Origin of the sequence: Streptomyces lusitanus (genome assembly GCF_042647945.1) — a bacterium.
Taxonomy (GTDB): domain Bacteria; phylum Actinomycetota; class Actinomycetes; order Streptomycetales; family Streptomycetaceae; genus Streptomyces; species Streptomyces pseudogriseolus.
Map to the genome: position 1 here is coordinate 100,080 of NZ_JBHRWL010000007.1, position 24,122 is coordinate 124,201.

At 72.3% G+C, this 24,122-nt stretch carries 24 protein-coding genes; 15 read left to right on the forward strand and 9 right to left on the reverse strand.

Annotated features, from left to right (window positions below; genetic code table 11):
• The first annotated feature begins 208 nt into the window (after window positions 1-208).
• Complete coding sequence (locus ACFOSY_RS12240) at window positions 209-1,207, forward strand: polysaccharide deacetylase family protein (RefSeq protein WP_394306791.1); 999 nt, start codon at window positions 209-211, stop codon at window positions 1,205-1,207.
• A 74-nt stretch (window positions 1,208-1,281) separates the two neighbouring features.
• On the opposite strand, the gene ACFOSY_RS12245 is transcribed toward ACFOSY_RS12240, so the two are convergent.
• Together ACFOSY_RS12245 and ACFOSY_RS12250 are read right to left on the reverse strand one after the other, a co-directional pair.
• Window positions 1,282-1,926 carry a dienelactone hydrolase family protein gene (locus ACFOSY_RS12245; RefSeq protein WP_394306792.1) on the reverse strand — a complete coding sequence of 215 codons (645 nt, stop codon included), beginning with the start codon at window positions 1,924-1,926 and terminating at the stop codon, window positions 1,282-1,284.
• 154 nt (window positions 1,927-2,080) lie between these two features.
• Window positions 2,081-3,100 carry a LacI family DNA-binding transcriptional regulator gene (locus tag ACFOSY_RS12250; RefSeq protein WP_394306793.1) on the reverse strand — a complete coding sequence of 340 codons (1,020 nt, stop codon included), beginning with the start codon at window positions 3,098-3,100 and terminating at the stop codon, window positions 2,081-2,083.
• A 138-nt stretch (window positions 3,101-3,238) separates the two neighbouring features.
• Here ACFOSY_RS12250 and ACFOSY_RS12255 point away from each other — a divergent pair, with 138 nt between their 5' ends.
• Genes ACFOSY_RS12255 through ACFOSY_RS12270 form a run of 4 tightly spaced genes read left to right on the forward strand, consistent with a single transcriptional unit; the run spans window position 3,239 to window position 8,691 of the window.
• Window positions 3,239-4,543 carry an ABC transporter substrate-binding protein gene (locus ACFOSY_RS12255; protein ID WP_394306794.1) on the forward strand — a complete coding sequence of 435 codons (1,305 nt, stop codon included), beginning with the start codon at window positions 3,239-3,241 and terminating at the stop codon, window positions 4,541-4,543.
• Window positions 4,544-4,553: 10 nt separating this feature from the next.
• Window positions 4,554-5,513 carry a carbohydrate ABC transporter permease gene (locus ACFOSY_RS12260; RefSeq protein ID WP_394306795.1) on the forward strand — a complete coding sequence of 320 codons (960 nt, stop codon included), beginning with the start codon at window positions 4,554-4,556 and terminating at the stop codon, window positions 5,511-5,513.
• Window positions 5,510-6,328, forward strand: coding sequence for a carbohydrate ABC transporter permease (locus ACFOSY_RS12265; RefSeq protein WP_394306796.1), 819 nt, complete (start codon window positions 5,510-5,512; stop codon window positions 6,326-6,328). Before ACFOSY_RS12260 ends, ACFOSY_RS12265 begins: the two co-directional genes overlap by 4 nt.
• A complete protein-coding gene (locus tag ACFOSY_RS12270; protein WP_394306797.1) occupies window positions 6,325-8,691 on the forward strand; it encodes a beta-xylosidase/alpha-l-arabinosidase in 2,367 nt (788 codons plus the stop codon). Before ACFOSY_RS12265 ends, ACFOSY_RS12270 begins: the two co-directional genes overlap by 4 nt.
• A gap of 82 nt (window positions 8,692-8,773) precedes the next feature.
• On the opposite strand, the gene ACFOSY_RS12275 is transcribed toward ACFOSY_RS12270, so the two are convergent.
• The 3 genes from ACFOSY_RS12275 to ACFOSY_RS12285 all read right to left on the reverse strand — a co-directional run bounded on the left by ACFOSY_RS12275 (window position 8,774) and on the right by ACFOSY_RS12285 (window position 10,936).
• Window positions 8,774-8,980, reverse strand: coding sequence for a DUF397 domain-containing protein (locus tag ACFOSY_RS12275; protein WP_394306798.1), 207 nt, complete (start codon window positions 8,978-8,980; stop codon window positions 8,774-8,776).
• Window positions 8,977-9,840: a helix-turn-helix domain-containing protein gene (locus ACFOSY_RS12280; RefSeq protein WP_394306799.1), complete on the reverse strand. Its 864-nt coding sequence runs from the start codon at window positions 9,838-9,840 to the stop codon at window positions 8,977-8,979. Before ACFOSY_RS12280 ends, ACFOSY_RS12275 begins: the two co-directional genes overlap by 4 nt.
• A 163-nt stretch (window positions 9,841-10,003) precedes the next feature.
• Entirely contained in the window at window positions 10,004-10,936 is a 933-nt protein-coding gene (locus ACFOSY_RS12285) for an SDR family NAD(P)-dependent oxidoreductase (RefSeq protein ID WP_394306800.1), read from the reverse strand.
• Between the two features lie 134 nt (window positions 10,937-11,070).
• On the opposite strand from ACFOSY_RS12285, the gene ACFOSY_RS12290 reads away from it, so the two are divergent.
• Complete coding sequence (locus ACFOSY_RS12290) at window positions 11,071-11,685, forward strand: TetR/AcrR family transcriptional regulator (RefSeq protein ID WP_394306801.1); 615 nt, start codon at window positions 11,071-11,073, stop codon at window positions 11,683-11,685.
• 92 nt (window positions 11,686-11,777) lie between these two features.
• On the opposite strand, the gene ACFOSY_RS12295 is transcribed toward ACFOSY_RS12290, so the two are convergent.
• A complete protein-coding gene (locus ACFOSY_RS12295) occupies window positions 11,778-12,521 on the reverse strand; it encodes a response regulator (protein ID WP_394306802.1) in 744 nt (247 codons plus the stop codon).
• On the reverse strand, window positions 12,518-13,747 hold the full coding sequence (locus ACFOSY_RS12300) for a sensor histidine kinase (RefSeq protein ID WP_394306803.1): 1,230 nt from the start codon (window positions 13,745-13,747) through the stop codon (window positions 12,518-12,520). The genes ACFOSY_RS12295 and ACFOSY_RS12300 overlap by 4 nt, the downstream gene beginning before the upstream one ends.
• Window positions 13,748-13,988: 241 nt before the next feature.
• Between ACFOSY_RS12300 and ACFOSY_RS12305 the strand changes: the two genes are divergently transcribed.
• Genes ACFOSY_RS12305 through ACFOSY_RS12325 form a run of 5 tightly spaced genes read left to right on the forward strand, consistent with a single transcriptional unit; the run spans window position 13,989 to window position 18,564 of the window.
• Entirely contained in the window at window positions 13,989-15,683 is a 1,695-nt protein-coding gene (locus tag ACFOSY_RS12305) for a hypothetical protein (RefSeq protein ID WP_394306804.1), read from the forward strand.
• 53 nt (window positions 15,684-15,736) lie between these two features.
• On the forward strand, window positions 15,737-16,135 hold the full coding sequence (locus tag ACFOSY_RS12310; RefSeq protein WP_394306805.1) for a hypothetical protein: 399 nt from the start codon (window positions 15,737-15,739) through the stop codon (window positions 16,133-16,135).
• 21 nt (window positions 16,136-16,156) lie between these two features.
• Window positions 16,157-17,335 (forward strand): hypothetical protein, encoded by a 1,179-nt coding sequence (locus tag ACFOSY_RS12315; protein ID WP_394306806.1) that lies wholly within the window; start codon window positions 16,157-16,159, stop codon window positions 17,333-17,335.
• Between the two features lie 3 nt (window positions 17,336-17,338).
• The gene (locus ACFOSY_RS12320) at window positions 17,339-17,974 is read left to right on the forward strand and encodes a hypothetical protein (RefSeq protein ID WP_394306807.1); all 636 of its coding nucleotides are present in this window, start codon (window positions 17,339-17,341) and stop codon (window positions 17,972-17,974) included.
• Window positions 17,971-18,564 carry a sigma-70 family RNA polymerase sigma factor gene (locus ACFOSY_RS12325; protein WP_394306808.1) on the forward strand — a complete coding sequence of 198 codons (594 nt, stop codon included), beginning with the start codon at window positions 17,971-17,973 and terminating at the stop codon, window positions 18,562-18,564. The genes ACFOSY_RS12320 and ACFOSY_RS12325 overlap by 4 nt, the downstream gene beginning before the upstream one ends.
• 297 nt (window positions 18,565-18,861) lie before the next feature.
• On the opposite strand, the gene ACFOSY_RS12330 is transcribed toward ACFOSY_RS12325, so the two are convergent.
• On the reverse strand, window positions 18,862-19,425 hold the full coding sequence (locus ACFOSY_RS12330) for a snapalysin family zinc-dependent metalloprotease (protein WP_394306809.1): 564 nt from the start codon (window positions 19,423-19,425) through the stop codon (window positions 18,862-18,864).
• Between the two features lie 332 nt (window positions 19,426-19,757).
• Here ACFOSY_RS12330 and ACFOSY_RS12335 point away from each other — a divergent pair, with 332 nt between their 5' ends.
• Window positions 19,758-19,994, forward strand: coding sequence for a hypothetical protein (locus tag ACFOSY_RS12335; RefSeq protein ID WP_189406092.1), 237 nt, complete (start codon window positions 19,758-19,760; stop codon window positions 19,992-19,994).
• 30 nt (window positions 19,995-20,024) lie between these two features.
• On the opposite strand, the gene ACFOSY_RS12340 is transcribed toward ACFOSY_RS12335, so the two are convergent.
• On the reverse strand, window positions 20,025-20,858 hold the full coding sequence (locus tag ACFOSY_RS12340; RefSeq protein WP_394306810.1) for an SDR family NAD(P)-dependent oxidoreductase: 834 nt from the start codon (window positions 20,856-20,858) through the stop codon (window positions 20,025-20,027).
• Between the two features lie 212 nt (window positions 20,859-21,070).
• Here ACFOSY_RS12340 and ACFOSY_RS12345 point away from each other — a divergent pair, with 212 nt between their 5' ends.
• From ACFOSY_RS12345 to ACFOSY_RS12355, 3 genes are all read left to right on the forward strand, one after another.
• Window positions 21,071-22,033 carry an oxygenase MpaB family protein gene (locus ACFOSY_RS12345; protein ID WP_394306811.1) on the forward strand — a complete coding sequence of 321 codons (963 nt, stop codon included), beginning with the start codon at window positions 21,071-21,073 and terminating at the stop codon, window positions 22,031-22,033.
• Window positions 22,034-22,252: 219 nt separating this feature from the next.
• A complete protein-coding gene (locus tag ACFOSY_RS12350) occupies window positions 22,253-23,707 on the forward strand; it encodes a DEAD/DEAH box helicase (protein WP_394306812.1) in 1,455 nt (484 codons plus the stop codon).
• 147 nt (window positions 23,708-23,854) lie between these two features.
• Entirely contained in the window at window positions 23,855-24,094 is a 240-nt protein-coding gene (locus ACFOSY_RS12355) for a DUF5302 domain-containing protein (RefSeq protein WP_394306813.1), read from the forward strand.
• Window positions 24,095-24,122: the final 28 nt, after the last annotated feature.

Consider the following 24,122-nt stretch of genomic DNA (forward strand, 5'->3'; position numbering starts at 1 on the left):
TCGGTGTGCTCCCAGGGTGCTTTCCGCCTCCTCGTCGCCCAGGCGTCACCCTTTGGCCGCTGAACTGGCTGAATGACATCACGTCACCTCCTCTCGGTGCTCGAACTTTTCGAAACTCGTACCGAAACCATTGACGCTTGACGCGCTCAGACCAACACTGACACGGCATCGGACCTCGGCTGACCCCGTACGAGGAGGACCCCCACACATGAGCACCGGAAAGAGACACCCCGTCGCCCGGTACCTGGTCCCGGGTGTGGCCGCCGCCGCGCTGACCGTGGCGGCCGGCGTGACCACGGGCGTCGGCGCCGCCCCCGCACAGGCGGCGGCCTGCAACGGGTACGTCGCGCTCACCTTCGACGACGGCCCCGCGGCCGGCAGCACCATGAATCTGCTCAACGCGCTGAAGCAGAACGGCCTGCGGGCCACCATGTTCAACCAGGGCCAGAACGCCGCCGCCAACCCGTCCCTGGTCAAGGCGCAGGTGGACGCGGGCATGTGGGTCGCCAACCACAGCTACACCCACCCCCACATGACCCAGCTGAGCCAGGCGCAGATGGAGTCGGAGATCTCCCGCACCCAGCAGGCGATCGCGAACGGCGGGGGCGGCACCCCGAAGTTGTTCCGCCCGCCGTACGGCGAGACCAACTCCACCCTGAAGGCCGCGGCCGCCAAGTACGGGCTCACCGAGGTCATCTGGGACGTCGACTCGCAGGACTGGAACAACGCGAGCACCGACGCCATCGTGCAGGCCGCCTCCCGGCTGAACAACGGGCAGGTCATCCTGATGCACGACTGGCCGGCGAACACCATCGCCGCCATCCCGCGCATCGCGCAGAACCTCGCCTCACGCGGGCTGTGCGCCGGCATGATCTCCCCGCAGACCGGCCGCGCGGTGGCCCCCGACGGCTCCGGCGGCGGGGGAGGGGACGGCTCAGGCGGCTCCTGCACCGCGACGCTGTCCGCGGGCAGCAGCTGGGGCGACCGCTACAACCTCAACGTCTCGGTCGGCGGCTCGAACAACTGGACCGTGACGATGAACGTGCCGTCCCCGGCGAGGGTGCTGAGCACCTGGAACGTCAGCACCTCCTACCCCAACAGCCAGACCCTCGTCGCCCGGCCCAACGGCAGCGGGAACAACTGGGGGGTCACGATCCAGACCAACGGCAACTGGAACTGGCCGACGGTCTCCTGCACCGCCGGCTGAGCCTCCCGCGTCACCTGCTGAGAACGGCGGCGAGCCGCGGCACGCACCCCTGCCGCGGCTCGCCCGCGCGCTCCTCACCCCAGATGCTCGCCGAACCATCCGGCGGCCAGCTCCGCGACCCGCTCCAGCGCGCCCGGCTCGCCGAACAGGTGCGTGGCGCCCGGCACCACGTCCAGCCGGTGCGGCGCGGACAGCCGCCGCGCGGCCCCGCGGTTGAGGTCCAGCACCTCCAGGTCCGCCCCGCCCACGACGAGCAGCACCGGGCACGCCACCAGGCCCAGCGCGTCGCCCGCCAGGTCGGGCCGTCCGCCCCGCGAGACGACCGCCGACACCCGCCGCGGCCGCTCCGTCGCCGCGACCAGCGCCGCCGCCGCTCCCGTACTGGCCCCGAACAGCCCCACCGGCAGGTCCACCGCGTCCGGCCGGTCCTCCAGCCAGTCCACGGCGTGCGCGAGCCGGCCCGCCAGCAGACCGATGTCGAACCGGTGCCGGCCCGTCGCGGCGTCCTCGTCCTCCTCCGCCGCGGTCAGCAGGTCCAGCAGCAGCGTGCCGAACCCCGCCCTCCGCAGCACCCCGGCGACGGCCCGGTTGCGCGGACTGAGCCGCGAACTGCCGCTGCCGTGCGCGAACAGCACCACACCGCGCGCCCCCGCGGGAATCTCCAGATCACCGCGCAGGGCCGCCGCACCCGACGGGACCGTCACCGACGCGCTCACCATGCCCGGCCACCTCCTCCGGCCGCTCCGCTCCGGAGCACCGGGTACCCGCGCGAGGCGGGTCGAGACGGGGCCCGTCATACCGCCGCGCCGCCCCCCCGCACGGTCCAGCGCCGCCCCCCACGGCCCCACACGGAACGTACCCCTCCGAACCGCCTCACCTCTCCAGCGGAGCCGTGCTCTGCCGGACGACCAGGTGCGTCGCCAGCTCGATGCGCTGGGCCGCCGCGCCCGGGTCGTCCGGGCGCAGCAGCATGCGGGCGGCCTCCTCGGCCATGTGGCGCAGCGGCTGGTGGACCGTGGTGAGCGGCGGGCTGGACCACTGGGCGAGCGGCACGTCGTCGTAGCCGACCACCGACAGGTCCTCCGGCACCCGCAGCCCCTTGACGCGGGCCGCCTCCAGCACGCCCAGCGCCTGGAGGTCGCTGCCCGCGAAGATCGCCGTGGGCCGGCCGGGGCCCTCCAGCAGCTCCAGGGCGTGTTCGAAGCCGCCCTGGACGTGGAAGTCGCCGAAGCGGGTCAGCCGGGGGTCCACGTCCAGGCCCGCCATCGCCATCGCCGAGCGGTAGCCGTCGAGGCGTGCCAGTGAGCACAGCATGTCGCCCGGGCCGGTGATGATGGCGATCCGCCGGTGGCCGCGCTCGGTGAGGTGCCGGGTGGCGGCGAGGCCGCCGGCCCAGTTGGCGGAGCCGACCGAGGGCACGTCCGGGTCGGGGTCGCCCGCCGGGTCGATGACGACGAACGGTATGGCCGCCGCCCGCAGTTGGCGCTTGATGTCCTGCGGCAGGCTGGAGAAGACCAGCACCACGCCCAGCGGCCGGCGTTGCAGCACGCCCGGCAGCCAGTCCGGGCCGGGGGTGTGCCGGGTGCCGCTCTCGGTGAGCACCACCGTCGCGCGGTTCTCCTTCGCGACGTTCTCCACGCCCCTGATCAGCTCCATCGCCCACACGCTCTCCAGCTCGTGGAACACGATCTCGACGAGCGGATAGCGGGTGGCGGGCTGTACGCGCCGGCGGTAGCCGTGCAGGTCGAGCAGCTTCTCCACCTTGGCGCGCGTGGCGCGTGAGACATCCGAACGGCCGTTGAGCACCTTCGAAACTGTCGGCATCGAAACCCCGGCCTCTTTCGCTACCGCGGCCAGGGTGACACGCCCGCTCGTCTCGTCGTCTTCGCGCATACCCGCAGGATAGAGCACCGCCCGTCGATAACGGTTTGGCCGAGTCGTGACCCGACCGTTGACCGCAACTCCCGTCTGACCTACTGTCCCTCGGCATGGACTTTCGGCGATGCTGCCGAAACTTTCGAAAGGCGAACGATGAAGACACGTGCGCGCTTGCCCAGACTGATCGCCACCGGTGCGACGCTCGCCCTGGCCCTGAGCCTGTCCGCCTGCGGTGACGGCAACGGCGGGGCGGCGGGGGACGACGGCAAGATCCATATCCTGGTCTACGGGGACGCCACCAACAAGATCGAGAAGCAGGTCGTCGACAAGTTCAACGAGACGTCCGACGTCAAGGCGGTCCTCGACACCATCCCCGGTGCCGACTACCAGCAGAAGCTTCAGACGATCATCAGCACCCCGCAGGCCCCGGACGTCTTCTTCAACTGGGGCGGCGGCAGCATCAAGCCCTTCGTCAAGGCGGACCTGCTCCTCCCGCTGGACGGCTTCATCAAGAAGAACCCGGACCTGGAGAGCAAGTTCCTCCCGTCCGTCTTCAACAACGCCGTCGTCGACGGCAAGCCGTACGGCATCCCCATGCGCGGCACGCAGCCGGTGCTGCTGTTCCACAACAAGGACGTCCTCAAGAAGGCGGGCGTCCAGCCGCCGAAGACCTGGGACGACCTGCTCGACGCCGTCGAGAAGCTCAAGGACGAGGGCGTCACCCCGATCGCGCTCGGCGGCGGCGACGTCTGGCCCACGCAGATGTGGTTCCAGTACCTCTACGACCGCATCGCGGGCCCGGAGCTCTTCCAGAAGGCCCTCGAGGGCGACAAGAGCGCCTGGGAGGCCCCGGAGAGCAAGAAGGCCCTGGGGATGATCAGGGACCTCGTCGACGCGGGCGCCTTCGGCAAGAACTACGACTCCGTCAAGTACACCAACGGCGGCTCGGTCGCGCTGGTCGCCCAGGGCAAGGCCGGCTTCGAGCTGATGGGCTCCTGGTACTACTCCCAGCAGCTCACCGACCACCCGGACTTCGCCGGGAAGGGCCTCGGCTACTCCGCCTTCCCGACCGTCAAGGGCGGCAAGGGCGACCCGAAGAACGTCGCCGGCAACACCAACAACTACTACTCGGTGCTGAAGAAGACCAAGCACCCCGAGGCCGTCGCCAAGTTCCTCGAGCTCATGTACTCCGACGAGTTCGTCAAGGCGCAGCTCGACGTCGGCAACCTCACCACCACGACCAACACCGACCAGTTCATCGAGACGTCCGCGACGCCCGAGTACTCGCGCTTCCAGTACGACCTGGTGGCAGGCGCGCCGTCGTTCCAGCTCTCCTGGGACCAGGCGTACCCGCAGTCGGCGGCCTCCAACATGCACAAGGCCATCCAGCAGTTCTTCAACGGACAGCTCGACGCGGACGGCTTCATCAAGGCCATGCAGGCCCTCCCGACCGAGTGACGAACGGCTCATGACCACAAAGATCACGAGCGCCCCGCCCGCCGCCGGGCTCCGCAAGGAGTCCCGGCGGCGGCCGGCCGCCTCCCCGTCCGTGTCCACGGTGGGCCGCCCGGGCTTCGCCTGGGCGCTGCCCGCCGCCCTGTTCTTCGCCCTCTTCGCGATCGTCCCGCTGATCATGGTCGCGGTGCTGTCCTTCATGAGCTGGAACGGGATCGGCGAGCCGCAGTGGGTCGGCACCGACAACTGGTCCCGCCTGTTGGACGACCCGGTGATGCTGAACAGCATCTGGCTCACCCTGCTGCTGACCGCGCTCGGCGTCGTCATCCAGACCCCGCTGAGCATCCTGCTCGGCGTCTGGGCCGCCGGCTACCAGCGCAACCGCGCCGTGCTGTCCGTCATCTACTTCATCCCGCTGCTGCTGTCCGCCACCGCCGTCTCCGTGCTGTGGCGCGCCCTGCTCGACCCGAACTTCGGCATCCCGGCCGACGCCTCCTGGCTCTTCGGCGACGGCAACCTGTTCGGCGAACAGTCCACCGCCATCGGCGTCCTGGCGTTCGTCAGCACCTGGCAGTTCACCCCGTTCCACACGCTGATCTACCAGGGCGCCGCCCGCTCCATCCCGCAGGTGCTCTACCAGGCCGCGGAGATCGACGGCGCGGGCCGCTACCGGCAGTTCTTCCACATCACGCTGCCGCAGCTGCGCAACTCCATGATCACGTCGATGATCCTGATGATCGTCGGTGGCCTCACCACCTTCGAGACCGTCCTCATCCTCACCCAGGGCGGCCCCGGCACCGACACCACCATCAGCGCCTACTACATGTACGACAAGGCCTTCAAGGGCTTCGACTTCGGCGCCGGCTCCGCCATCGCCCTCGCCCTGGTCGTCGCCGCCACCGTCATCTCCCTGGTCGTGGTGAAGGTCTCCGGCTACGACAAGATGCGCAGCTCCATGGAAGGTGTGTCATGAGGCGCCGTCCCAACTACCTGGCCGGCGCCGGTTCGTTCGTCTGGCTCTTCCTGGTCGGCCTGCCCCTGTACGTGATGCTCGCGGCGACCCTGCGCACCCGCCAGGACTACGCCGAGAACGGCCCGGTCTCCGTCCCCGACAGCATCACCCTGGACAACTACACCGGCGCCTTCGACTCGGGCTTCGGCCGGTACTTCCTCAACACGCTCGTCGTCACCGCCTGCGTGATCGGCATCGTGCTGCTGCTGGTCCCGCCGCTCGCCTACGCCATCGTGCGCAGCCGGGGCCGGACCACGTCGGCGATCTTCCGGCTGTTCCTGCTGGGCCTGGCGATTCCCGCCCAGGCCGTGATCGTGCCGATGTTCTACCTGATCAGCGAAGCCGGGCTGTACGACAACCTGCTCGGCGTCATCCTGCCCACGGCCGCCTTCTGCCTGCCGATGTCCGCGCTCATCCTCAGCGGCGCCATGCGCGACATCTCCCCGGAGCTGTACGAGGCCATGGCCATGGACGGCGCCACCCCGCGCCGGATGTTCTTCCAGCTCGTCCTGCCGCTGTCCCGGGGCGGACTGTCCACCATCGTGGTCTTCTCCGCGCTCCAGGCATGGAACGGCTTCCTGTTCCCGCTCGTGCTCACCCAGTCCGACGCCACGAAGGTCGTGACCCTGGGCCTGTACGACTTCCAGACCGAACACGGCATCGACATCCCCGGGCTGCTGGGCGCCGTGGTGCTGTCCATGGTGCCCATCCTGCTCGTCTACCTGTTCGCCCGTCGCGCCCTGGTCCAGGGTCTGATGGGCGTCGGAGGAAAGTGACCGCGAACGTGGCCGTAGAGACCACCCCCGAAATCCCCCTCTGGAACGATCCCTCCCACCCCGTCTCCGCCCGGGTCGAGGCGCTCATCGGCGCCATGACCCTCCAGGAGAAGATCGCCCAGCTGTACGGCGTGTGGGTCGGCGCCTCCGCCAACGGCGGCGAGGTCGCCCCGCACCAGCACGACATGGAGGAGGCCGTCGACCTCGACGCGCTCCTGCCGTCCGGCCTGGGCCAGCTCACCCGCCCCTTCGGCACCGCCCCCGTCGACCCGGCGCTCGGCGCGCTCTCCCTGCTGCGCACCCAGACCCGCATCACCTCCGCGAACCGCTTCGGCATCCCCGCCGTCGCGCACGAGGAGTGCCTGGCCGGCTTCGCCGCCTGGGGCGCCACCGCCTACCCCGTCCCGCTGTCCTGGGGCGCCACCTTCGACCCGGACGTCATCCGCCGCATGGCCGCCGCCATCGGCCGCGACATGCGCGCCGTCGGCGTCCACCAGGGCCTCGCCCCCGTCCTCGACGTCGTCCGCGACCTGCGCTGGGGCCGCGTCGAGGAGACCATCGGCGAGGACCCGTACCTCGTCGGCACCATCGGCACCGCCTACGTCCAGGGCCTGGAGTCCGCCGGGATCGTCGCCACCCTCAAGCACTTCGTGGGCTACTCGGCCTCCCGCGCCGGACGCAACCTCGCCCCCACCTCCGTGGGACCGCGCGAACGCGCCGACGTGCTGCTGCCGCCGTTCGAGATGGCGATCCGCGAGGGCGGCGCCCGCTCCGTCATGCACGCCTACACCGACATCGACGGCATCCCCTCTGCCGCCGACGAGCAGCTGCTCACCGGGCTGCTGCGCGACACGTGGGGCTTCGACGGCACGGTCGTCGCCGACTACTTCGGCATCGCCTTCCTCAAGACGCTGCACGGCATCGCGGGCGACTTCGCCGACGCGGCCGGCGCCGCGCTCCAGGCGGGCGTCGACATCGAACTGCCCACGGTCAAGACGTTCGGCGCCCCGCTCGCGGACGCCGTCACCGAGGGCCGGGTGGCGGAGTCCCTCATCGACCGCGCCCTGCGCCGTGTCCTCACCCAGAAGGCGGAGCTCGGCCTGCTCGACCCCGACTGGAGCCCGGTGCCGCCCGCGTTCCACGGCGCCGACCTGGACGACACCGACACCCTGCGCGGCACGATCGACCTCGACGGACCCCAGAACCGCGAACTGGCCCGCGAGATCGCCGAGAAGGCGGTCGTCCTGCTCGCCAACGACGGCACCCTGCCGCTCGCCGCGCCCCGCCGCATCGCCCTGGTCGGCCCCAACGCGGCCGAGGGCACCGCCGTACTGGGCTGCTACTCCTTCCCCCAGCACGTGGGCGTGCAGCACCCGGAGATCCCCGTCGGCATCGAACTGCCCAGCCTGGGCGAGAGCCTGGCTGCCGAGTTCCCCGACGCCGAGATCACCGTGGCCCGCGGCACCGGCGTCGACGACGGTGACCTCTCCGGCATCGCCGAGGCCGTGGGCACGGCGCGTGACGCCGACATCGTCGTCGTGGCGCTCGGTGACCGGGCCGGCCTGTTCGGCCGCGGCACCAGCGGCGAGGGCTGCGACGCGGAGTCCCTCGCGCTGCCGGGCGCGCAGCAGCAGTTGCTGGACGCGCTGCTGGACTCCGGCACCCCGGTGGTGACGGTCCTGCTCGCGGGCCGCCCCTACGCGCTGGGCCGCGCGGTGTCGGAAGGGGCGGCGATCGTGCAGTCCTTCTTCCCCGGAGTCGCGGGCACCCGGGCGATCGCCGGCGTGCTCTCCGGACGCACCAGCCCGTCCGGACGCCTCCCGGTCAGCATCCCGCGCGGCCCCGGCTCCCAGCCGGCCACCTACCTCGGCGCCCGGCTCGCCCAGGCCAGCGAGGTGTCCAACATCGACCCGACGTCGGCGTTCGGCTTCGGACACGGCCTGACGTACACGACGTTCGCGTGGAGCGGCCTGACGGTGGACGCCGAACAGGCGCCCACGGACGGGGAGTTCACGGCGTCCCTCACCGTGCGCAACACGGGGGAGCGGACCGGTACGGAGGTCGTCCAGCTGTACCTGCACGACCCGGTCGCCTCCGTGGTCCAGCCGGTGCAGCGTCTGGTCGGCTACACCCGGCTGGAGCTGGCACCCGGCGAGGAGCGCAGGGTGCGGGTCACGGTCCCGGCCGACGTGGCGTCCTTCACCGGCCGCGACGGCCGCCGGATCGTCGAACCGGGCGAGCTGGAGCTGCGCCTGTCGGCATCCAGCACGGACGCCCGCCTGACGACGAGGGTCGCCCTGACCGGGCCGGTCCGGGTGGTGGACCACACGCGGCGGTTCCATGCGGAGTTCACGGTGGAGTAGCCGCACGGTGCGGGGGAGACGGCGGTGCGGGTCCCGGAGGGGGGACCGGCACCGCCGTCGTTCTGCGCGGAGGCCGCCTCGGTCACCCCGCCGTGAGCGCGACGAACGCCGCCCACCCGTCCCGGCCGACCCGCAGCACCGGCCCGCCACCGGCGGCCTTGGAGTCCCGTACGTACACGGCGTCGAGACCGGCGGCCACCTCGACGCAGTCGCCGCCATCTGATCCGCTGTAGCTGCTCTTCGACCAGTGCAGCCCGTTCGCCTTCTCGGTCACCTGCTCCACGCTCACGTCTCTCCCATCATGCGCTCGATGAGTCGCGCAGACTCCTCGACGTTCAGGGCCTGCGATCGCAGCTTGCCATACCGCAACGAGAAGGCGCTGACCTCGGCGGGATCCGTGACAACACACCCGACCCCTTGGGATTCGAAGTACCCGAAGAGCCGGTGTTCGTCTGACTCCACCACCACGAACGGACCGTTCTTGCCCGGATGGAACCCCCGGCCGGCGGGCATGACCTGCACCTCCACGTTCCGCAACGCGCCGACCTCCAGCAGGTGCTGCCACTGCTCGCCCATGACCTCCGGGCCGCCCACCGGATCGCGCAACGCCTCCTCACTCACGATGAACGACAGCTCCGCGAGCGGCACCCGGGTCAGCAGCTTCTGCCGACTCAGCCGTGCCTCCGTGTGCTGGTCGATGATCTCCGCGCTCAGCGGCGGGCAGTGCCCCGCGAACACGGCCCGCGCGTACGCCTCCGTCTGCAACAGCCCCGGCACCAGCAGCGGATCGTACGAGAAGCGGCTGACGACCTCGGCCTCGATCACCGCGAAGTTGCGAAAGAAGCGCGGGAGTTTGGCACGGTCCACTTCGTCCTGGAGCACCTCCAGAACCCCGCCCGCCTCCAGCACCCGGTCCGCCGCCCGCGTGAACGCGGCCTTCGCCGGCCGGCGCCCCTGCTCGACCGACGCGACCTGCTCCATCGAGTAGCCGATGGCCTCCCCGAGCTGTTGCTGATTCAGTCCGGCCCGCTTGCGCAGATGCTGGAGCAGCCTGCCGTACGCCGCCCACGCCCCCGGCAGATCACCCCCGCCCTCCTCCTTCTTCACCTTCGCCGCCCGACCGCTCCGCGTCTCCCGTACCGTGCTCATGCCTCAGGTCCTCCCGTCCTGGAACGCACCCCGCCCACCCGCGTCCGCGGCGCTCAGCCCGCCGCCGGGGCCTTGTCCAACGCGGACCGCGAACACCGGGACACGCCTGCGGACCCGTACAACGCCCGTACCGGAGCCGTACACCCGGCGAAGCCGAGCGGCGTCATGAAGGACTCCCCGTGGACTCGGGCGCGGGCGTGGGTGCGGTGTTCGTGGTTCGGGACCGGTGGCTCATCGCGAGGACGCCGTCCATCACCCGGGCCGGCAGGAAACGGGCGAGGGGGATGACGAAGGCGGCGTCCGTGCCGAGGGTGTACCGGGCGCGCGGGCGGGGCGTGGTCGCCACCTTGGCGATCTTGGCTCCCGCCTTCGCCGCCGGTACGGCGCGTTCGAGGAAGGCTGTGTTCGACGACACCGTCGCGTCGATGAGGTCGCCGTAGAGACGCTGGTGCTCGGCGCTCATCCCGGCGGCGAGTTCGAGGGAGACGGCACCGCTGCGGGCGGCCATCTCGGTCCGGACGCCGCCGGGCTGGACGACGACCACCTGTACGCCGTGCGCCGAGACCTCGCGGCGCAAGGAGTCGCTGGCCGCTTCGAGGGCGAACTTGGTTCCCGCGTACGCCCCGAAGACGGGCAGCGCGGCCACTCCGCCCACGGAACTGATGTTGACGATCCTGCCCCGGCTCCGTCGCAGGAAGGGCAGGAGCGCCTGGATGACGGCGATGTGCCCGAAGAGGTTCACCTCGAACTGCTCGCGCCACAGGGCAAGAGGGAGCACCTCGACGGGGGCGTTGATCTCGATCCCCGCGTTGTTGACCAGGACACGCAGGACGCGCCGTTCAGGGTCGTCTGCGATCCGCCGGGCCAGAGCCTGGACGTGTTCCGGGACGGTGATGTCCAAGGTGACCGGTTCGATGCGGTCGGCCCGGACGGCGTCGGCCTCGCTGGCGGTGCGTACCCCGGCGAGGACGTGGTAGCCCTTCGCGGCGAGGGCCTGCGCCGTCGCGGCCCCGATGCCCGACGAAGCACCGGAGACGACGGCGAGTTCGTCCGGCCCACGAGGGTTCTTCCGTGGATCTTTCCGTGGACGGATCACAGGTGCGGGTCCTTTCAGGAGGCAGGGGGAGCGTCAGGTGGTGAAGTGGGCGGGAGAGGATCTGGACACGCCACGAAAGTAGTCACTGGCAACATTGTTGTCAATGGCAACATTGTGATGAGTAGGGTGGCCCCATGCCTGACACCACCGAGCAGCGGCCCTACCACCACGGGAATCTCCGCACGGAGCTACTCGACGCGGCGGAGCGCAGCCTGAGGGTGCACGGGGTCGACCAACTCTCCCTGCGGGACCTGGCGCGGGACATCGGCGTAAGTCACGCGGCGCCCCGCCGGCACTTCGCGGACCGACGCGCGCTGCTGGACGCCCTCGCCGAGTCGGGCTTCGTCCGTCTGGGCGCGGAGCTGCGGGCCGCGGTGGACGAGAACGACGAGAAGGACGACCTGGCCGCTCGCCTGCACGCGTTCGCGGCGGCCTACGTCCGGTTCGCGACCGAGAACGCCGCGCTGACCGGGCTGATGAACTCCAGCAAGCACCGCCCGGGGGCGACCGCGGTCGCCGAGGCCGCAGCAGCAGCGTTCGGGCAGATCAGCGACCTGATCGAAGAAGGCCAGGCGCGCGGCGAGTTGGCGGAGGGTGATCCGGAGGACATCGGACTCGTCCTCTACGCCACCGTCCTGGGGATCACGTCCATGCGCAACAGCGGCATGATCGAGCCGGGACGGCTCGAAGGACTCGTGGACACCGCGGTGACACAGTTCCTGCGGGGCGCCCGCCCGGCGGAGCCGTGACACGTGGACTCGTCGTCCGGCTCGACGAACTTCACCCTCCGCCGGGTGGCGGGAGAGTGGCGGGGGCCGTCCCGGCCGGCCGGTCACGCCGATCACACGGTGCGGCGCGGTCCCCTGCCCCTGCGTCGGACCGTGCGGTCCGTGCGGTCACTGCTGTCCCTGTCGAGCGCACGGGCGGCGGTGGAGGGTGCCAGCAGGTTGTGGGAGGCCGCGTACACGACGGCCTGGGTACGGTCGCGCAGGCCCAGCTTCGCCAGGATGCGTGAGACGTGCGTCTTGACCGTCTCGTCGCCGACGCCCAGCCGGCGTGCGATCTCCGTGTTGCTGTGCGCCTGGGCCAGCAGCAGCAGAACGCTGTGCTCCCGGGCCGTCAGCCTCTCGAGCGCGGTGGAGGAGGCGGGCGGCGCGATGCTGTCGGCGAAGCGGGTGCTGAGACGCCGGGTGACCGAGGGGTCGATGACGGCATCCCCCCGGGCGGCGATGCGGACGGCCGCGATCATCTCCTCCGGGGGGACGCTCTTCAGCAGGAACCCGCTGGCCCCCATGCGCAGGGCGCTGTGGACGTAGGCGTCGTCGTCGTAGGTGGTGAGCACGATGACCTTGGTGGTGTTCCCCGGCCGGGTGAGGATGCGTTCCGTGGCACGGAGCCCGTCGAGGCGCGGCATGCGGATGTCCAGGACGGCGATGTCGGGCCGGAGCCTGAAGGTTTCGTCGACGGCTGCCTGGCCGTCGGCCACTTCGGCGACGCAGCACAGGTCGTCCTGGGTACTCAGGGCCGCGTTGAGCCCCGAGCGGAACATGGCGTGGTCGTCGGCCAGGAGGATGCGCAGGCTCATGTGCCTTCCACGGTGAAGGTGACGGTCGTCTTCCAGTGGGTCCCGCCGCGCACCGGTCCGTACGCGGCGCATCCGTCGAACATACCGGCCCGGCTGCTGATGCCTTCGAGTCCGCGGTGCGGGGTCTCCTTCAGCACGGGCCCGGAGGCGGCCACGGGGTTGACCGCCGTGACCGTGACGGACGAGGCCGAGTAGCCGAGGGTGAGGTCGACGTGGCCGTCGCCGTGGCGGAGCGCGTTGGTCAGCATCTCCTGCACCACGCGGTAGACGGCGATGTCCAGTGAGCTCTCCAGCTTCTGCCGGGTGCCCTCGACGCCGATCCTCGTCTCGAGGCCGGCCTCGGCCATGACGTGGACCAGCTCGTCGAGATCGTCGAGCCCCGGCTGCCGTGCGCCCTCCGCGGGGCTGTCGTGGAGGAAGTCCAGGAGGCGGCGCAGGTCGAGGAGGGCCGCACGGCTGGAGGTCTCCACGGCCGCGAGCGCCGTCGCCACCCGGGGCGTCCGCGCGGGGGAGGCGGAGGGCAGTGCGAGGCGGGCGGCCCCGGCGTGGACGCCTATGGCGCTCACATGATGGGCGATGACGTCGTGGAGGTCGCGGGCGATGGCGCTGCGCTCCTCGGCGATGGCGTCCGTGAGGGCCTGCTGGGCCCTCTCCCGTTCCCGTACGGCCCGCTGTTCCACTTCGGCGATGTGGGCGCCCCGCGCGGTGGTGTAGCGGCCGACGAGCCAGCCGAGCAGCGCGTTGTCCACCGCGCTCAGCAGCGATGTGTGCCATGCGCCTAGACCGTTCTCGTCGAGCATCTCGGCGACCGTGCTCCCCGCGGCCAGGGCCAGCAGGGCCAGCAGAGCCGGCCTGCCGTGCAGCCAGGCCCCGGCCCGGTAGGCCGCGACGACCATGCCGGAATCGTTCATGTCCGGCAGCGATCCGTCGCCGCCGGACGGGGCCAGCGGACCGGCCAGCACCACGGCGCCGGTGATCGCCAGGACCGCCTGGGCGAGCGCCACGACTCCCGAGTGACGGGCCGCGCTCGCCAGCGCCGCGTCCACCAGGACGATCCCCGCCAGCAGGCACCAGAAGGCGGCGGTGGGCCACAGGTACGTGCCCTCGTAGCAGAAGGTGACCACGTCCGAGACGACGCAGAACCCCGCCACCATGACGGACTGCCGGGTCAGGGACCCGCTCGCGTCCCGGCCCAAGAACCCACCGATGCCACGACGGTTGGCCAACCGCCCTTTCCTCTCCGGTGTTTCTCCCCTCACTCCGCGGGCATACCGGAACGTGGTCCGCACGCTCCGGGCACGGTGTCTCTGCCAGTCAGTCTCTGTACCAGGCACCTCCTCATGATGGGGGCGCCCGGCGGGCCTCGGTCTCCTTCTCACGGGGGAGGGACGGTCCCCCGTGCGGGGGACCGTCGGTGCCTCGGCCGCGTGACGACAGCGTGCGGTCGCGGTTCCTACCGTCTGCCTCGTGATCGACAAACCACCCCCCACCCACGCCCGCGGCAGGTCCGCGGGCCGGCGTCCGCTCACCGCGTCGCGCACGGTCCGGGCGCTGACAGCGGTGCTCTGCGCGCTGGGCCTGTCCGTGACCGCGGGCTCCCCCGCCGTGGCGGACTCGGCACACGCGGGCGGCGACCTGCAGATCGCGCAGACGCTCGGCGACCGTGACCTGACCTTCGTCCTGCGCCGTGTCACCGGACTGCCCGGCCCCCTGCACGTGGACGTGCTCACCCTGCGGGACACGCCCGCCGGGAGCCTGCGCCTGCGCACCGTCGCGACGGGCGCGTCGCGGGACCGGGCCGCCGGCGCCGCGGCCGGGACGACGACCAGCAGCGCCTCGGTCGAGCTCGGCAGCACGCCGGGGGCCTACGGCGCGGCCCTGCGCATCGACCACGCCGGTCCCTGGGAGCTCGTCGTCGACGACGGGTCCCGTGAGGCGCGGATCCCGTTCGTCGTCCCGGACTCCGTCCTGTCACCTCCGGAACTGGTCGTGTACGCCGGTTTCGTCACCGCCGGCGGGCTCATCCTGGTGACGCTGTTCGTCGCCGTCCGGGCTCGGCGCGGGAGTTGGGTGCTCGTGCCCGTGGGGGGCGTCGTGGCCGCGCTCGCCACCGCGGTCACCGCCGCGCTGCTGTCCGCCTCCCTGCCCGCGCCGCCCGAGCCGGGTCAGGAGGTGGCCGCCACGGTCGACAACGTCACCGATCCCTACGCGGTGGTCAGGCCCGCGGCGAGAACCCACTCACGGCCGCCCGCCGCGCTCACGGTGAGCTCCTGGACGGCACGGGCGGGGGAGCCGGGCACACTCCGGCTGAACCTGGCCGACGGCTCCACCGGCCTGCCCGCGGACGATCTCGTCGTGCACGACGGTGCCCTGGTGCATCTGCTGGTGATCGGGCCCACCGGCCAGATCTGGCACCTGCACCCGATCCGCACCGAGCCCGGCACGTTCGAGGTCGAGCTGCGGCTGCCCGTCGCCGGCCACTACGCCCTGTCCGCGGAGTTCGCCCGCCTCGGCGGCGGGGTCCAGCAGGTCCGCTCGGCGACCGGGCTGACGGTGGCCGGACGCTCCTCGGACGACGGCGACGCCCGGGCCCTGCCCGCCGATCTCGTTCCGCGGGGACCGGGGACGCGGACGGTCGGCGACGTACCGGTGCGGCTGTCGGCGCCCTCACCCACCGTGGGGGTGGCGAGCATCCTGACCGTCCAGGTGGGCGACACGGCGACGCTCCAGCCCTGGCTCGGCATGATCGGCCACATGTTCGTGGTCGGACCGTTCGACAAGGCGGAGGCGACCAGTTCCACACGCCTGGGCGAGGCCGCCCAGGACGCACAGGTCTGGTCCCATGTGCACTCGATGGGCGGCGAGATGGGCACCGGGCACGACACGGGCGGTCATTCCGCGCACGGCACGAACGGCTCGGGTGACGCGATGAGTGACTCGATGAGCGGACTGATACCCCTGGACGGCGGCAGTGCGGCGGACCAGACCGTCGCCGCCTACGGACCGGACGTCTCCTTCGTCCACACGTTCTCCTCTCCCGGCTACTACCGCCTGTGGATACAGACCTTGCGCGACAACACCCTCCTCACCTCCCCCTACCTCCTGCACGTACAGCCGGCGACGGCGACGGCTTCGGCGACCACGACGGGAGGAGCGGAGTGAGCGCCCCGAGCACGTCCCGTCCGCCGCGGATCCGGGCCCTGTACGGCGGTGCCGTGGCACTCCTGACGGTGTCCCTCACCCTGCTGACGGTGGGTTTCCTCCCCGGCCTCCTCTCCTCCTGGACCGACGACTCCCTCTCCCTGACCGGAGGCACCTCCGACGACGAGATCACACTGACCGTGGACCGGCCCCGTATCGGCGCGACGGACGTCGGCATACGGCTGACACCGCGCCGGGGCGCACGGAACGGTCCCCTCCCCGATGTCACCCTGCAGGCCGTGCTGCCCACCGCGGGACACGCGACGCCCGAGGCGAGCGCGCACGCCCGAGGGGACGGCGCCTACTCCACCACCGTCCACCTGATGACGCCGGGACGCTGGACCTTCCGCGTCAGCGTCGAACACGGCGGCAGAACCGACGAGTTCGACTTCCCGGTTGCGATATCCGGCTGAGAGCTGAGAAAGGCCTTCCGCATGACCACCGCACACCACGCCCCCGAGGCCGGGACGTCCCGGACCTCCCTGGCCGTCAAGGCCTCCGACAGCCGACGGACCGGCCTCTACGGGGCCTCCACCGTCCTCCTCGGCAACTCGGTCTCCCTGCTCGGCATCAGCTGGGACATCCAGTGGCACGAGGACGTCGGCCCCGACACCTTCTTCACCCTCCCTCACCTCCTGCTGTACTCCGGCAGTGCCATAGCCGGTCTCGCCAGCCTGGCCATGGTCCTCATCGCGACCTCGGCCCAGCGCGCCGGCCGGCGCATGGACCCGGTCTCCGGCGGCAGGCCCGTGCGTGTCCTCGGCGGAGTCTTCCGGGCCCCGCTGGGTTACCTCGTCACCGGTACCGGGTCCGCGATGTTCCTCCTCTTCGGGCTGCTGGACCTGTGGTGGCACTCCCTGTACGGCTTCGACGCCGTACTGGACTCACCGCCCCACGTCGGACTGTTCCTCTCCATCTCCACCTCCATGGCGGGGAGCCTCATCGTCTTCGCCGCGGCACGCGGCACACGGTGGGGCGTGGCGGGTCTCGTCGTCGGCATCCCCGTGCTCATCACCTTCGGTCCCCTCAGCGCCGCGGCCTTCGACAGCCTGTCGCTGCCCTTCGACCCCCGGCTCGTCGGGGCCATCATGTTCACCGTCCTGCTGCTGCTGACGGCGGTGTTCACCACCGGCCGGCAGAACATCGTGTGGGCGATCGCCGTGACCATGGGTGCCATGCAGGCCTTCCTGTGGTGGTTCTCCCCCGTGGCGGCCCACGCCTACGCCGCCTCGGTCGGCCTGCCGCTGCGCGACAACCTCGACGGCGAGGCGCCCACCCTGCCCTCCAACATGCCGATGTTCCTCCTCGTGGCCTCGGCCGTCGTCGTGGCGCTGTGGCGGCTGGGGCGGAAGCAGGGCTGGTCGGGCCGTATCGTTCCGCAGCTCATGGGCACCGCGGCCGGGGCCGTGGTCGGCGCGTCCCTCCTGGTCCAGAACGCCCTGCTCGAGAGTGAGTCCGTCGCCCCGGTCGAACTGCTGCTCGCCACGGTCGTCGGAGCACTGACGGGCGTCCTCTGCGGTTACCTCGCCGCCCGCTTCTCCGTGCTCCTGCGCGAGGACGTCCCGACAACCGTCCCGGCCACGACCCCGGCCGTCGCCACGAAGGGCCTGTGACCCATGCGCCACTCCGCACCCTCCCGCCTCCTCCCGCTCCTGGCCGCCGCGTACCGCCGTGTCCGAGGCCACGCACGCGGGCTGACGCTCGCCGTGTCCGCCACCCTCGCGCTGGTCATGCTCTCCGCCACACCGGCCACCGCGTACGCCCCGGTGGACATCGTCCACACCGAACAGGTGGACGTGGGTCCGTACAAGGTCACCGTCGGCTTCTCCGAGTGGCCCCTGCGGGCCATGCAGTCGCTCGACTTCTCGTTCATCCCCGAGGACGGCATCGCGGGGAAGTCGGGCACACTCACCATCGACGGGCCCGGGCTCGACCCCGACGACCGGGAAGAGGTCCTCAGCAGGCACCCGCGTCAGCGCGACGTCTGGGGACTGGACATCTACGCCCTGCCCGAGCCCGGCACATGGGACCTGACGTTCGAGATCGACGGTGCCGCCGGCCAGGGCCGCGGCACGCTGAAGGACATCACCGTGCTCGACCAGCCGGGCCCGCCGCTGGCCCTCAGCTGGACCGTCGTCGCGCTGCCGTCGGCGGGGATGCTCGCCTTCCTCGCCGTGGGATGGCGCCGGAACAGGCCGGGCGAGAGGGTGGACACGGTCGTCCGGCCCACCGCGAGGACAGGGTCGCAGTGACCGACGCCGTCCCGCCTCTCCCGCGGCGGCCGAGCGACCGGGTGACGACCGCCTGGGCGCTCGCCGCCCGGGGCGGCGATCCCCACGCAGTGGGACGTCTCGTACGCGCCCTGCACCGGGACGTCCTCCGTTACGTGTGTTTCCTCGGCGCGGATCCCCAGAACGCCGACGACCTGGCCCAGGAGACCTTCCTGCGCGCCCTGGACGGTCTGCGCCGCTTCCAGGGCCGTTCCTCGGCGCGCACCTGGTTGCTGTCGATCGCCCGTCGCACGGTGATCGACAGCATGCGGTACGCGTCCTCCCGCCCCCGTGTGTCGGGCACACCCGACTGGGAGACGGCCGCCGAACGCGCGCAGCCGCACGGCCTGCCGGGCTTCGACGACGGCGTCGTCCTCGGGGAACTGCTGAACACCCTGCCGGACGACCGGCGCGAGGCGTTCGTCCTCACCCAGATGCTGGGGTTCTCCTACGCGGAGGCCGCCACCGTCTGCGCCTGCCCGGTCGGCACGGTGCGGTCGCGGGTCGCCCGTGCCCGGACGTCGCTCGCCCGGGCGCTGGCCGGGGCCGAACTGGCGGCGGCAGCGGTCTGACAGGACCGTGGTGCCGCCCGGTCCCAGGGCCGGGCGGCATCACGGTGACGCGGCAGCGATCGCGGCCCGGCTCAGCCGGCCGTGAGGCGGCCGGAGCAGGCCGGCCACCGGCCGCCGTGCCGGGCCACGGCGACGGGTCGGCAGCAGTGGGGCCGACGCGGAAGTGCCGTCGGCGACGGGGATGCCGGTGTCTCCGGTATGCGTGGGCGTCTTCCGCCCGGCGTCCCGCACGCGCACCCGTACGGCTCCGCGTGCGGGGACGGCGGGCCGTCCTCCCTCGCGCACCGGTCATGTGCGTCAGTCCACGGTCTGCGCGGTGCGCGGAGCGCCCGCCGAACGGGCGGCCGCGGCGCCGAAGTTGCTCTCGACCTCCGCCTTCTCGGCCGTGTTCGGATACGGGTTGCGGCACGAGACGCCGGCGCTGGAGCCCGACATCAGGCTGGTGCAGGGGCCGGGCTTGCGGTCCGGCAGGCCCAGGATGTGACCGAGTTCGTGCGACGAGATCCGTACCGTGTCGTACCCCTGGTCGACGGCCTGCCGTCCGATGTAGACCGTTCCGTTGCCGAGCGAGGTGGTCGAGGCGCGGGGCCAGCCGTTGTCGGCCAGGATGCGGATGTTGGCGCGTTGCCCGGTGGTGACCGGGCGCAGTTGCACGCCGGTGACGCTGGCGTTCCAGATCGCCGCGCCCTGGTCGACGGCGGACCTGAACTCCGCCGCGGCACTGGCGTCGTAGGTGACGACGCGCGCCGCGAGGGGCCGGGCGCCGGGATCCGCCGGTGCCGCGTGGGCCTGGCCGCCCGCCAGGGCCAAGGTCACCGCGAGGGCGGCGGTGACGCCGTGGGCGATGGTGCGTCCGTACATGGTCGACCTCCTGTGGGGGAAGGTGGCGTGCTCATGTCACGTACTGGTGGACTCCCTGCCCATGGCCGCCGGGCGCCAATCCCCCGATCGGTGCGACTCGACGTCGTGAGCGTACCGACGCGCCGGGCTCGCGGCGGCGCTCTGGCACCCCCGCCCACCGACCGTCACACCCCCATCCGGACGCCGTCGCGGTCCACCGACCGGAGAGTGGGGCCCCGGAGGGCGAACCGTGTCGTCACGGCACTTCGTCGCGGAACCCTCGGTCCCGTGTTTCCCGCGCATGACGCCGCCCCCACCGAGGTACTCGGCCCGCACTGCGAAGGGAGCGGATCATGGCGATCTGTGAAGTGTGCGGGAACGACTACAGCCTCTCCTTCGAGGTGCACACGGTCGACGGTTCCGTCCATACGTTCGACAGCATCGAGTGCGCCGCCCACAAGATGGCGCCCGTCTGTGACAACTGCGGGTGCAAGGTGCTCGGCCACGGGCATCAGGCCGGCGGCCAGTTCTTCTGCTGCGCCCACTGCGCCCGCGCCCAGGGGCACGGCGAGCTGGCGGACAGCGCGTAGTCCGCGCGCGGCCGGCGTCGCGGCTCGGCGTCACTCTCCGTGAGCGTAGCGCGGTGCCATACGGCGCCCCGACCCCGCGCGCAGGCCCAGTTCCGCCTCCGCCAGCCGGGTCACGGCCCCCGCGTCCGTCAGACCGGGTACGCACACCACCTCACCGGTCTCCAGAGCAGCGAGGGACGCGGTCACCACGTCCGCCGCCGGCATGCCGCCCTCCTCGTGGACGCGCCGCTCGCCGCTCACCGGGGTGTCACCCGCGCCCAGGTGGAACTCGGTCGCCGTGAGCCCCGGGCACACCACCTGCACCCGCACCGGAGTGCCGGCCAGCTCGGCGGCCAGGGTGCGGGTGAAGGTCACCGCGTATCCCTTGGACCCGGCGTAGACGGCCCGCCGGGGGAGCGGGTCCGGCGGGAGGTCGCCGGCGAAGGCCAGCAGTGACGCCACGTTGATCACGGTGCCCCGGCCGCGCGCCAGCATGCCCGGCACCGCCGCCCGCGTCAGCGCCGTCAGGGCGACGACGTTCACGTTCAGCACCCTGGTGAGGAGACCGGCGTCGGCCTCGGCGAACGAGCCGTAACCGTTGATGCCGGCGTTGTTCACCACCAGGTCCACGTCGTCCCCGGACGCCCGCTCCACGACCCGGGACAGGTCCTCCGGGCTGCCCAGATCCGCCACCAGCGTCTCCACCCCGGCCGCCCCCGCCCCGAGCGCCTCCTTCGCCAGCACGTCCAGCCGTTCGGCCCGCCGCGCGACCAGCACCAGACCCCAGCCGTGCCCGGCCAGCCTGGTCGCGTACTCCCAGCCGATGCCGGAGGAGGCCCCTGTGACGATGGCCGTTCCCGGTGTGTCAGCGTCGTGCGAGGTCATCCTGCCGATCCCTCCGTCGCGGGTGGTGCCCGGCCCGCCGCCCAGGGGCACGAGAGCACCCTGCGGCCGGGTCGTCGTCCGACCAGCGCCGGGTGTCCTGGCCGCCCCGAGTGAAACTGCCCTTGACGCGGGCGCTCGTCCGTCCCGACCTGCCCTGACGCCCTGCCGGACGCGCCCGCACCGCCACGGGTGGGGCGTGGGAGGCTGGAGGTATGGACACGGGGCGGGCGGCGCACGCGGCCGACGAGACGACATCGGCACCGGTATCGATACCGGCACGGGTACCGGCACCGGCGGCGGACCCCGGCCTGCCCGCGGCCCCCGCCGCCCTCGCGGCCGTCGCCCCCCGCACCGACCCCCTCCCGTTCACCCCCGGCACCCTCCTCTGGGACATGACCGGCGACATCCGTGTCCTGCTCTACCTCCCCGCCGCCCTCGTCCTCCAGGTCGCACACCCGGCCGTCGGCGCCGGCGTCGACGAGCACTCCGTCTTTCGCACCGACCCCTGGGGCCGCGCCCGCCGCTCGCTCGACTCGCTGCAACTGTGGGTCTACGGCGGTGACCGCGCCGTCGAGGAGGGCCGCAGGCTCCGCCGGTTGCACCGCGACATCAAGGGCACCGACACCCGCGGGCGTCCGTACCACGCGCTGAACCCCGCCCCCTACGCCTGGGTCCACGCCACCGGATTCCCCGTCTTCCTGCGGGCCGCGGAGTATCTGTTCCGTCCGTTCGACGAGGCGGGGGAGCGGCGCCTGCACGCGGAGGCGCGCCGCCTCGGGCGCATCCTCGGCATCCGCGAGCGTGACATGCCGGGCTCCGTCGAGGAGTTCTGGACCTACTTCGACACGGTCGTACGGGAGGAGCTGGAACGGACCGTCGTCGTGGCGGAGTTGCTCGATCCGCGCCGGCCCGTGCCGCCGCCGGACGGGTCGGGGGCGGCACTGCGGCTGCTCTGGCCCGTCCTGCGTCCCGCCCTGCTGCGGCTCCAAGTCTTCGTGACCAAGGGGCTGTTGCCGCCCCTCGCCCGTGAACGGCTCGACATACCGTGGACCCCGCGGGACGAGCGGCGGCTGCGGCTGCTCGGCCGCGTCGTCCGCACCGTCGTACCGCGCCTGCCCGAACGGCTCCGCTACCTGCCCGCCGCCTACGCCGCACGCCGCGCCGCCCGCACCTGACACCGGCCGCCGGCGAGCCGCGAGCCGCCGGCCGCGAGTCCGCGCGGCCCGGCCTCTCCCCCCGGCTTCACACCCCGGCCGCACACCCCGGCCCGTGCTACCGTGGCGCTTTTGCGCGGTCGTCGCGGTGGTGAGCCCCGGGCCGGGTTCCGCCCCTACGCGGACCGTTCCCCTCCCGCCGCGCCTTCCCCGGTACGTCCCCCTGCGGAAGGCACCCTCATGACCCACCCCGACGACTCCGGCGCCCGTCACGGCGATCCCGCCCGATCCGACGCCACGGCACCGCCCTCCGTCCACGCGCCGGACGGCTCCTTCGCCGCCCTGGGCCTGCCGGAGACCGTCCTGCGCACCCTGGACCGGCTCGGCGTGCGCGAACCCTTCCCCGTCCAGGCCGCCACGCTGCCCGACGCGCTGCGCGGACGCCACATCCTGGGGCGCGGGCGCACCGGCGCCGGCAAGACGCTCGCCTTCGGCCTCCCGCTGCTGACCCGTATCGCCGGGCGCCGCGCCGAGCCCAAGCAGCCCCTCGCCCTGATCCTGGTACCCACCCGCGAGCTGGCCCAGCAGGTCACGCAGGCACTGGAGCCGTACGCCGAGGCGCTGCGGCTGCGGATGGCGACCGTCGTCGGCGGCCTGTCGATCAGCCGTCAGATCGCCGCGCTGCGCCAAGGGGCCGAGGTCGTCGTCGCCACCCCCGGACGCCTGCACGACCTCGTCGAACGCAACGCCTGCCGGCTGGGACGGGTGCGGATCACCGTCCTGGACGAGGCCGACCAGATGTGCGACCTGGGCTTCCTGCCGCAGGTGTCCGGACTGCTCGCCCAGGTGCACCCCGAGGGCCAGCGCATGCTGTTCTCGGCCACCCTGGACGGCGACGTCGGGCAACTGGTCCGCGACCACCTCCACGACCCCGTGGTCCACTCGGTCGACCCGGCCGGCGCCAAGGTCGCCGGCATGGAGCACCACCTCCTGGTCGTCCACGGCCCCGACCGCTACGCCGTCACCACGGAGATCGCCGCCCGCGACGGCCGCGTCCTGCTGTTCCTCGAGACCCGGCACGCCGTCGACCGGCTCACCCGGCACCTGCGGGCGAGCGGGGTGCGTGCCGGGGCCCTGCACAGCGGCAAGTCGCAGCCGCAGCGCACCCGCACGCTGGCCCAGTTCAAGGAGGGCGGGATCACCGCGCTCGTCGCGACCGACGTCGCCGCCCGCGGCCTGCACGTCGACGACCTCGACCTCGTCGTCAACGTCGATCCGCCCGCCGACCCCAAGGACTACGTGCACCGGGCGGGCCGCACCGCCCGCGCCGGCGCGTCCGGCCGCGTGGTCACGCTGGTGGCGTCGGGCGGGCGCCGCGAGACGCTCCGCATGCTGGCCGAGGCCGGCATCGAAGCGACCGTCACCACGGTGCGCTCCGGCGAGGCGGAACTGACCCGGATCACCGGCGCCAAGGCCCCCTCCGGCGTCCCCCTCGACGGCGGGCCCGCCGCGCCCCGCCCCAAGAACACCAACGCGCCCTTCCGGGGCATGGGCACCAGCAAGGGCGCCCCGCGCGGTTCCGGTTCCGGCACTGGCTCCGGCTCCGGCTCCGGCGGCAGGTCCTCCCGCAAGGCGGGCGAGGCACGCAAGCTCGCCGAGGCGCGCCGGGCCGCGCAGGTGCGCCGCGGCCGCTGACCGGCACCGCGCCGACCGAGCGCCATCGCGGCGGTTGACCGAAACCCCGTCGGCCGACCGGCACCGCGCCGGAAAATGCGCTGCCCGTCCGGGGCGCGACGTGACAAGCTGTGCTCGCCCGTCCGTCCCCGAACGCAGGAGGTCACCATGACCGCACAGCCCCCCGCCACGGAAGGTTCGGAGCCGGCCGACGCCTCGACGCCTTCGGTCACGCCGGACGCCGACGGCACCTACGACCTCAAGCGCAAGTTCCGCGAGGCCCTGGAGCGCAAGCGAGGCGCCCAGGCGGAGGCGGCCGAGGCCGCCGGCAACCCGAACGCCTCCAAGGTGCGTGCCACGCACGGACCGGCGAAGAGCCAGCGGTCCTTCCGGCGCAAGAGCGGCTGAGTCCGGAGCCGGGCTCAGCGGCTGAGCC

Excerpts from the sequence above, each read along its gene's own strand:
- ACFOSY_RS12240 (WP_394306791.1), top strand. The coding sequence starts at position 209 with ATGAGCACCGGAAAGAGACACCCCGTCGCCCGGTACCTGGTCCCGGGT.
- ACFOSY_RS12245 (WP_394306792.1), bottom strand. The coding sequence starts at position 1,926 with ATGGTGAGCGCGTCGGTGACGGTCCCGTCGGGTGCGGCGGCCCTGCGC.
- ACFOSY_RS12250 (WP_394306793.1), bottom strand. The coding sequence starts at position 3,100 with ATGCGCGAAGACGACGAGACGAGCGGGCGTGTCACCCTGGCCGCGGTA.
- ACFOSY_RS12255 (WP_394306794.1), top strand. The coding sequence starts at position 3,239 with ATGAAGACACGTGCGCGCTTGCCCAGACTGATCGCCACCGGTGCGACG.
- ACFOSY_RS12260 (WP_394306795.1), top strand. The coding sequence starts at position 4,554 with ATGACCACAAAGATCACGAGCGCCCCGCCCGCCGCCGGGCTCCGCAAG.
- ACFOSY_RS12265 (WP_394306796.1), top strand. The coding sequence starts at position 5,510 with ATGAGGCGCCGTCCCAACTACCTGGCCGGCGCCGGTTCGTTCGTCTGG.
- ACFOSY_RS12280 (WP_394306799.1), bottom strand. The coding sequence starts at position 9,840 with ATGAGCACGGTACGGGAGACGCGGAGCGGTCGGGCGGCGAAGGTGAAG.
- ACFOSY_RS12290 (WP_394306801.1), top strand. The coding sequence starts at position 11,071 with ATGCCTGACACCACCGAGCAGCGGCCCTACCACCACGGGAATCTCCGC.
- ACFOSY_RS12295 (WP_394306802.1), bottom strand. The coding sequence starts at position 12,521 with ATGAGCCTGCGCATCCTCCTGGCCGACGACCACGCCATGTTCCGCTCG.
- ACFOSY_RS12315 (WP_394306806.1), top strand. The coding sequence starts at position 16,157 with ATGACCACCGCACACCACGCCCCCGAGGCCGGGACGTCCCGGACCTCC.
- ACFOSY_RS12320 (WP_394306807.1), top strand. The coding sequence starts at position 17,339 with ATGCGCCACTCCGCACCCTCCCGCCTCCTCCCGCTCCTGGCCGCCGCG.
- ACFOSY_RS12330 (WP_394306809.1), bottom strand. The coding sequence starts at position 19,425 with ATGTACGGACGCACCATCGCCCACGGCGTCACCGCCGCCCTCGCGGTG.
- ACFOSY_RS12335 (WP_189406092.1), top strand. The coding sequence starts at position 19,758 with ATGGCGATCTGTGAAGTGTGCGGGAACGACTACAGCCTCTCCTTCGAG.
- ACFOSY_RS12340 (WP_394306810.1), bottom strand. The coding sequence starts at position 20,858 with ATGACCTCGCACGACGCTGACACACCGGGAACGGCCATCGTCACAGGG.
- ACFOSY_RS12345 (WP_394306811.1), top strand. The coding sequence starts at position 21,071 with ATGGACACGGGGCGGGCGGCGCACGCGGCCGACGAGACGACATCGGCA.
- ACFOSY_RS12350 (WP_394306812.1), top strand. The coding sequence starts at position 22,253 with ATGACCCACCCCGACGACTCCGGCGCCCGTCACGGCGATCCCGCCCGA.
- ACFOSY_RS12355 (WP_394306813.1), top strand. The coding sequence starts at position 23,855 with ATGACCGCACAGCCCCCCGCCACGGAAGGTTCGGAGCCGGCCGACGCC.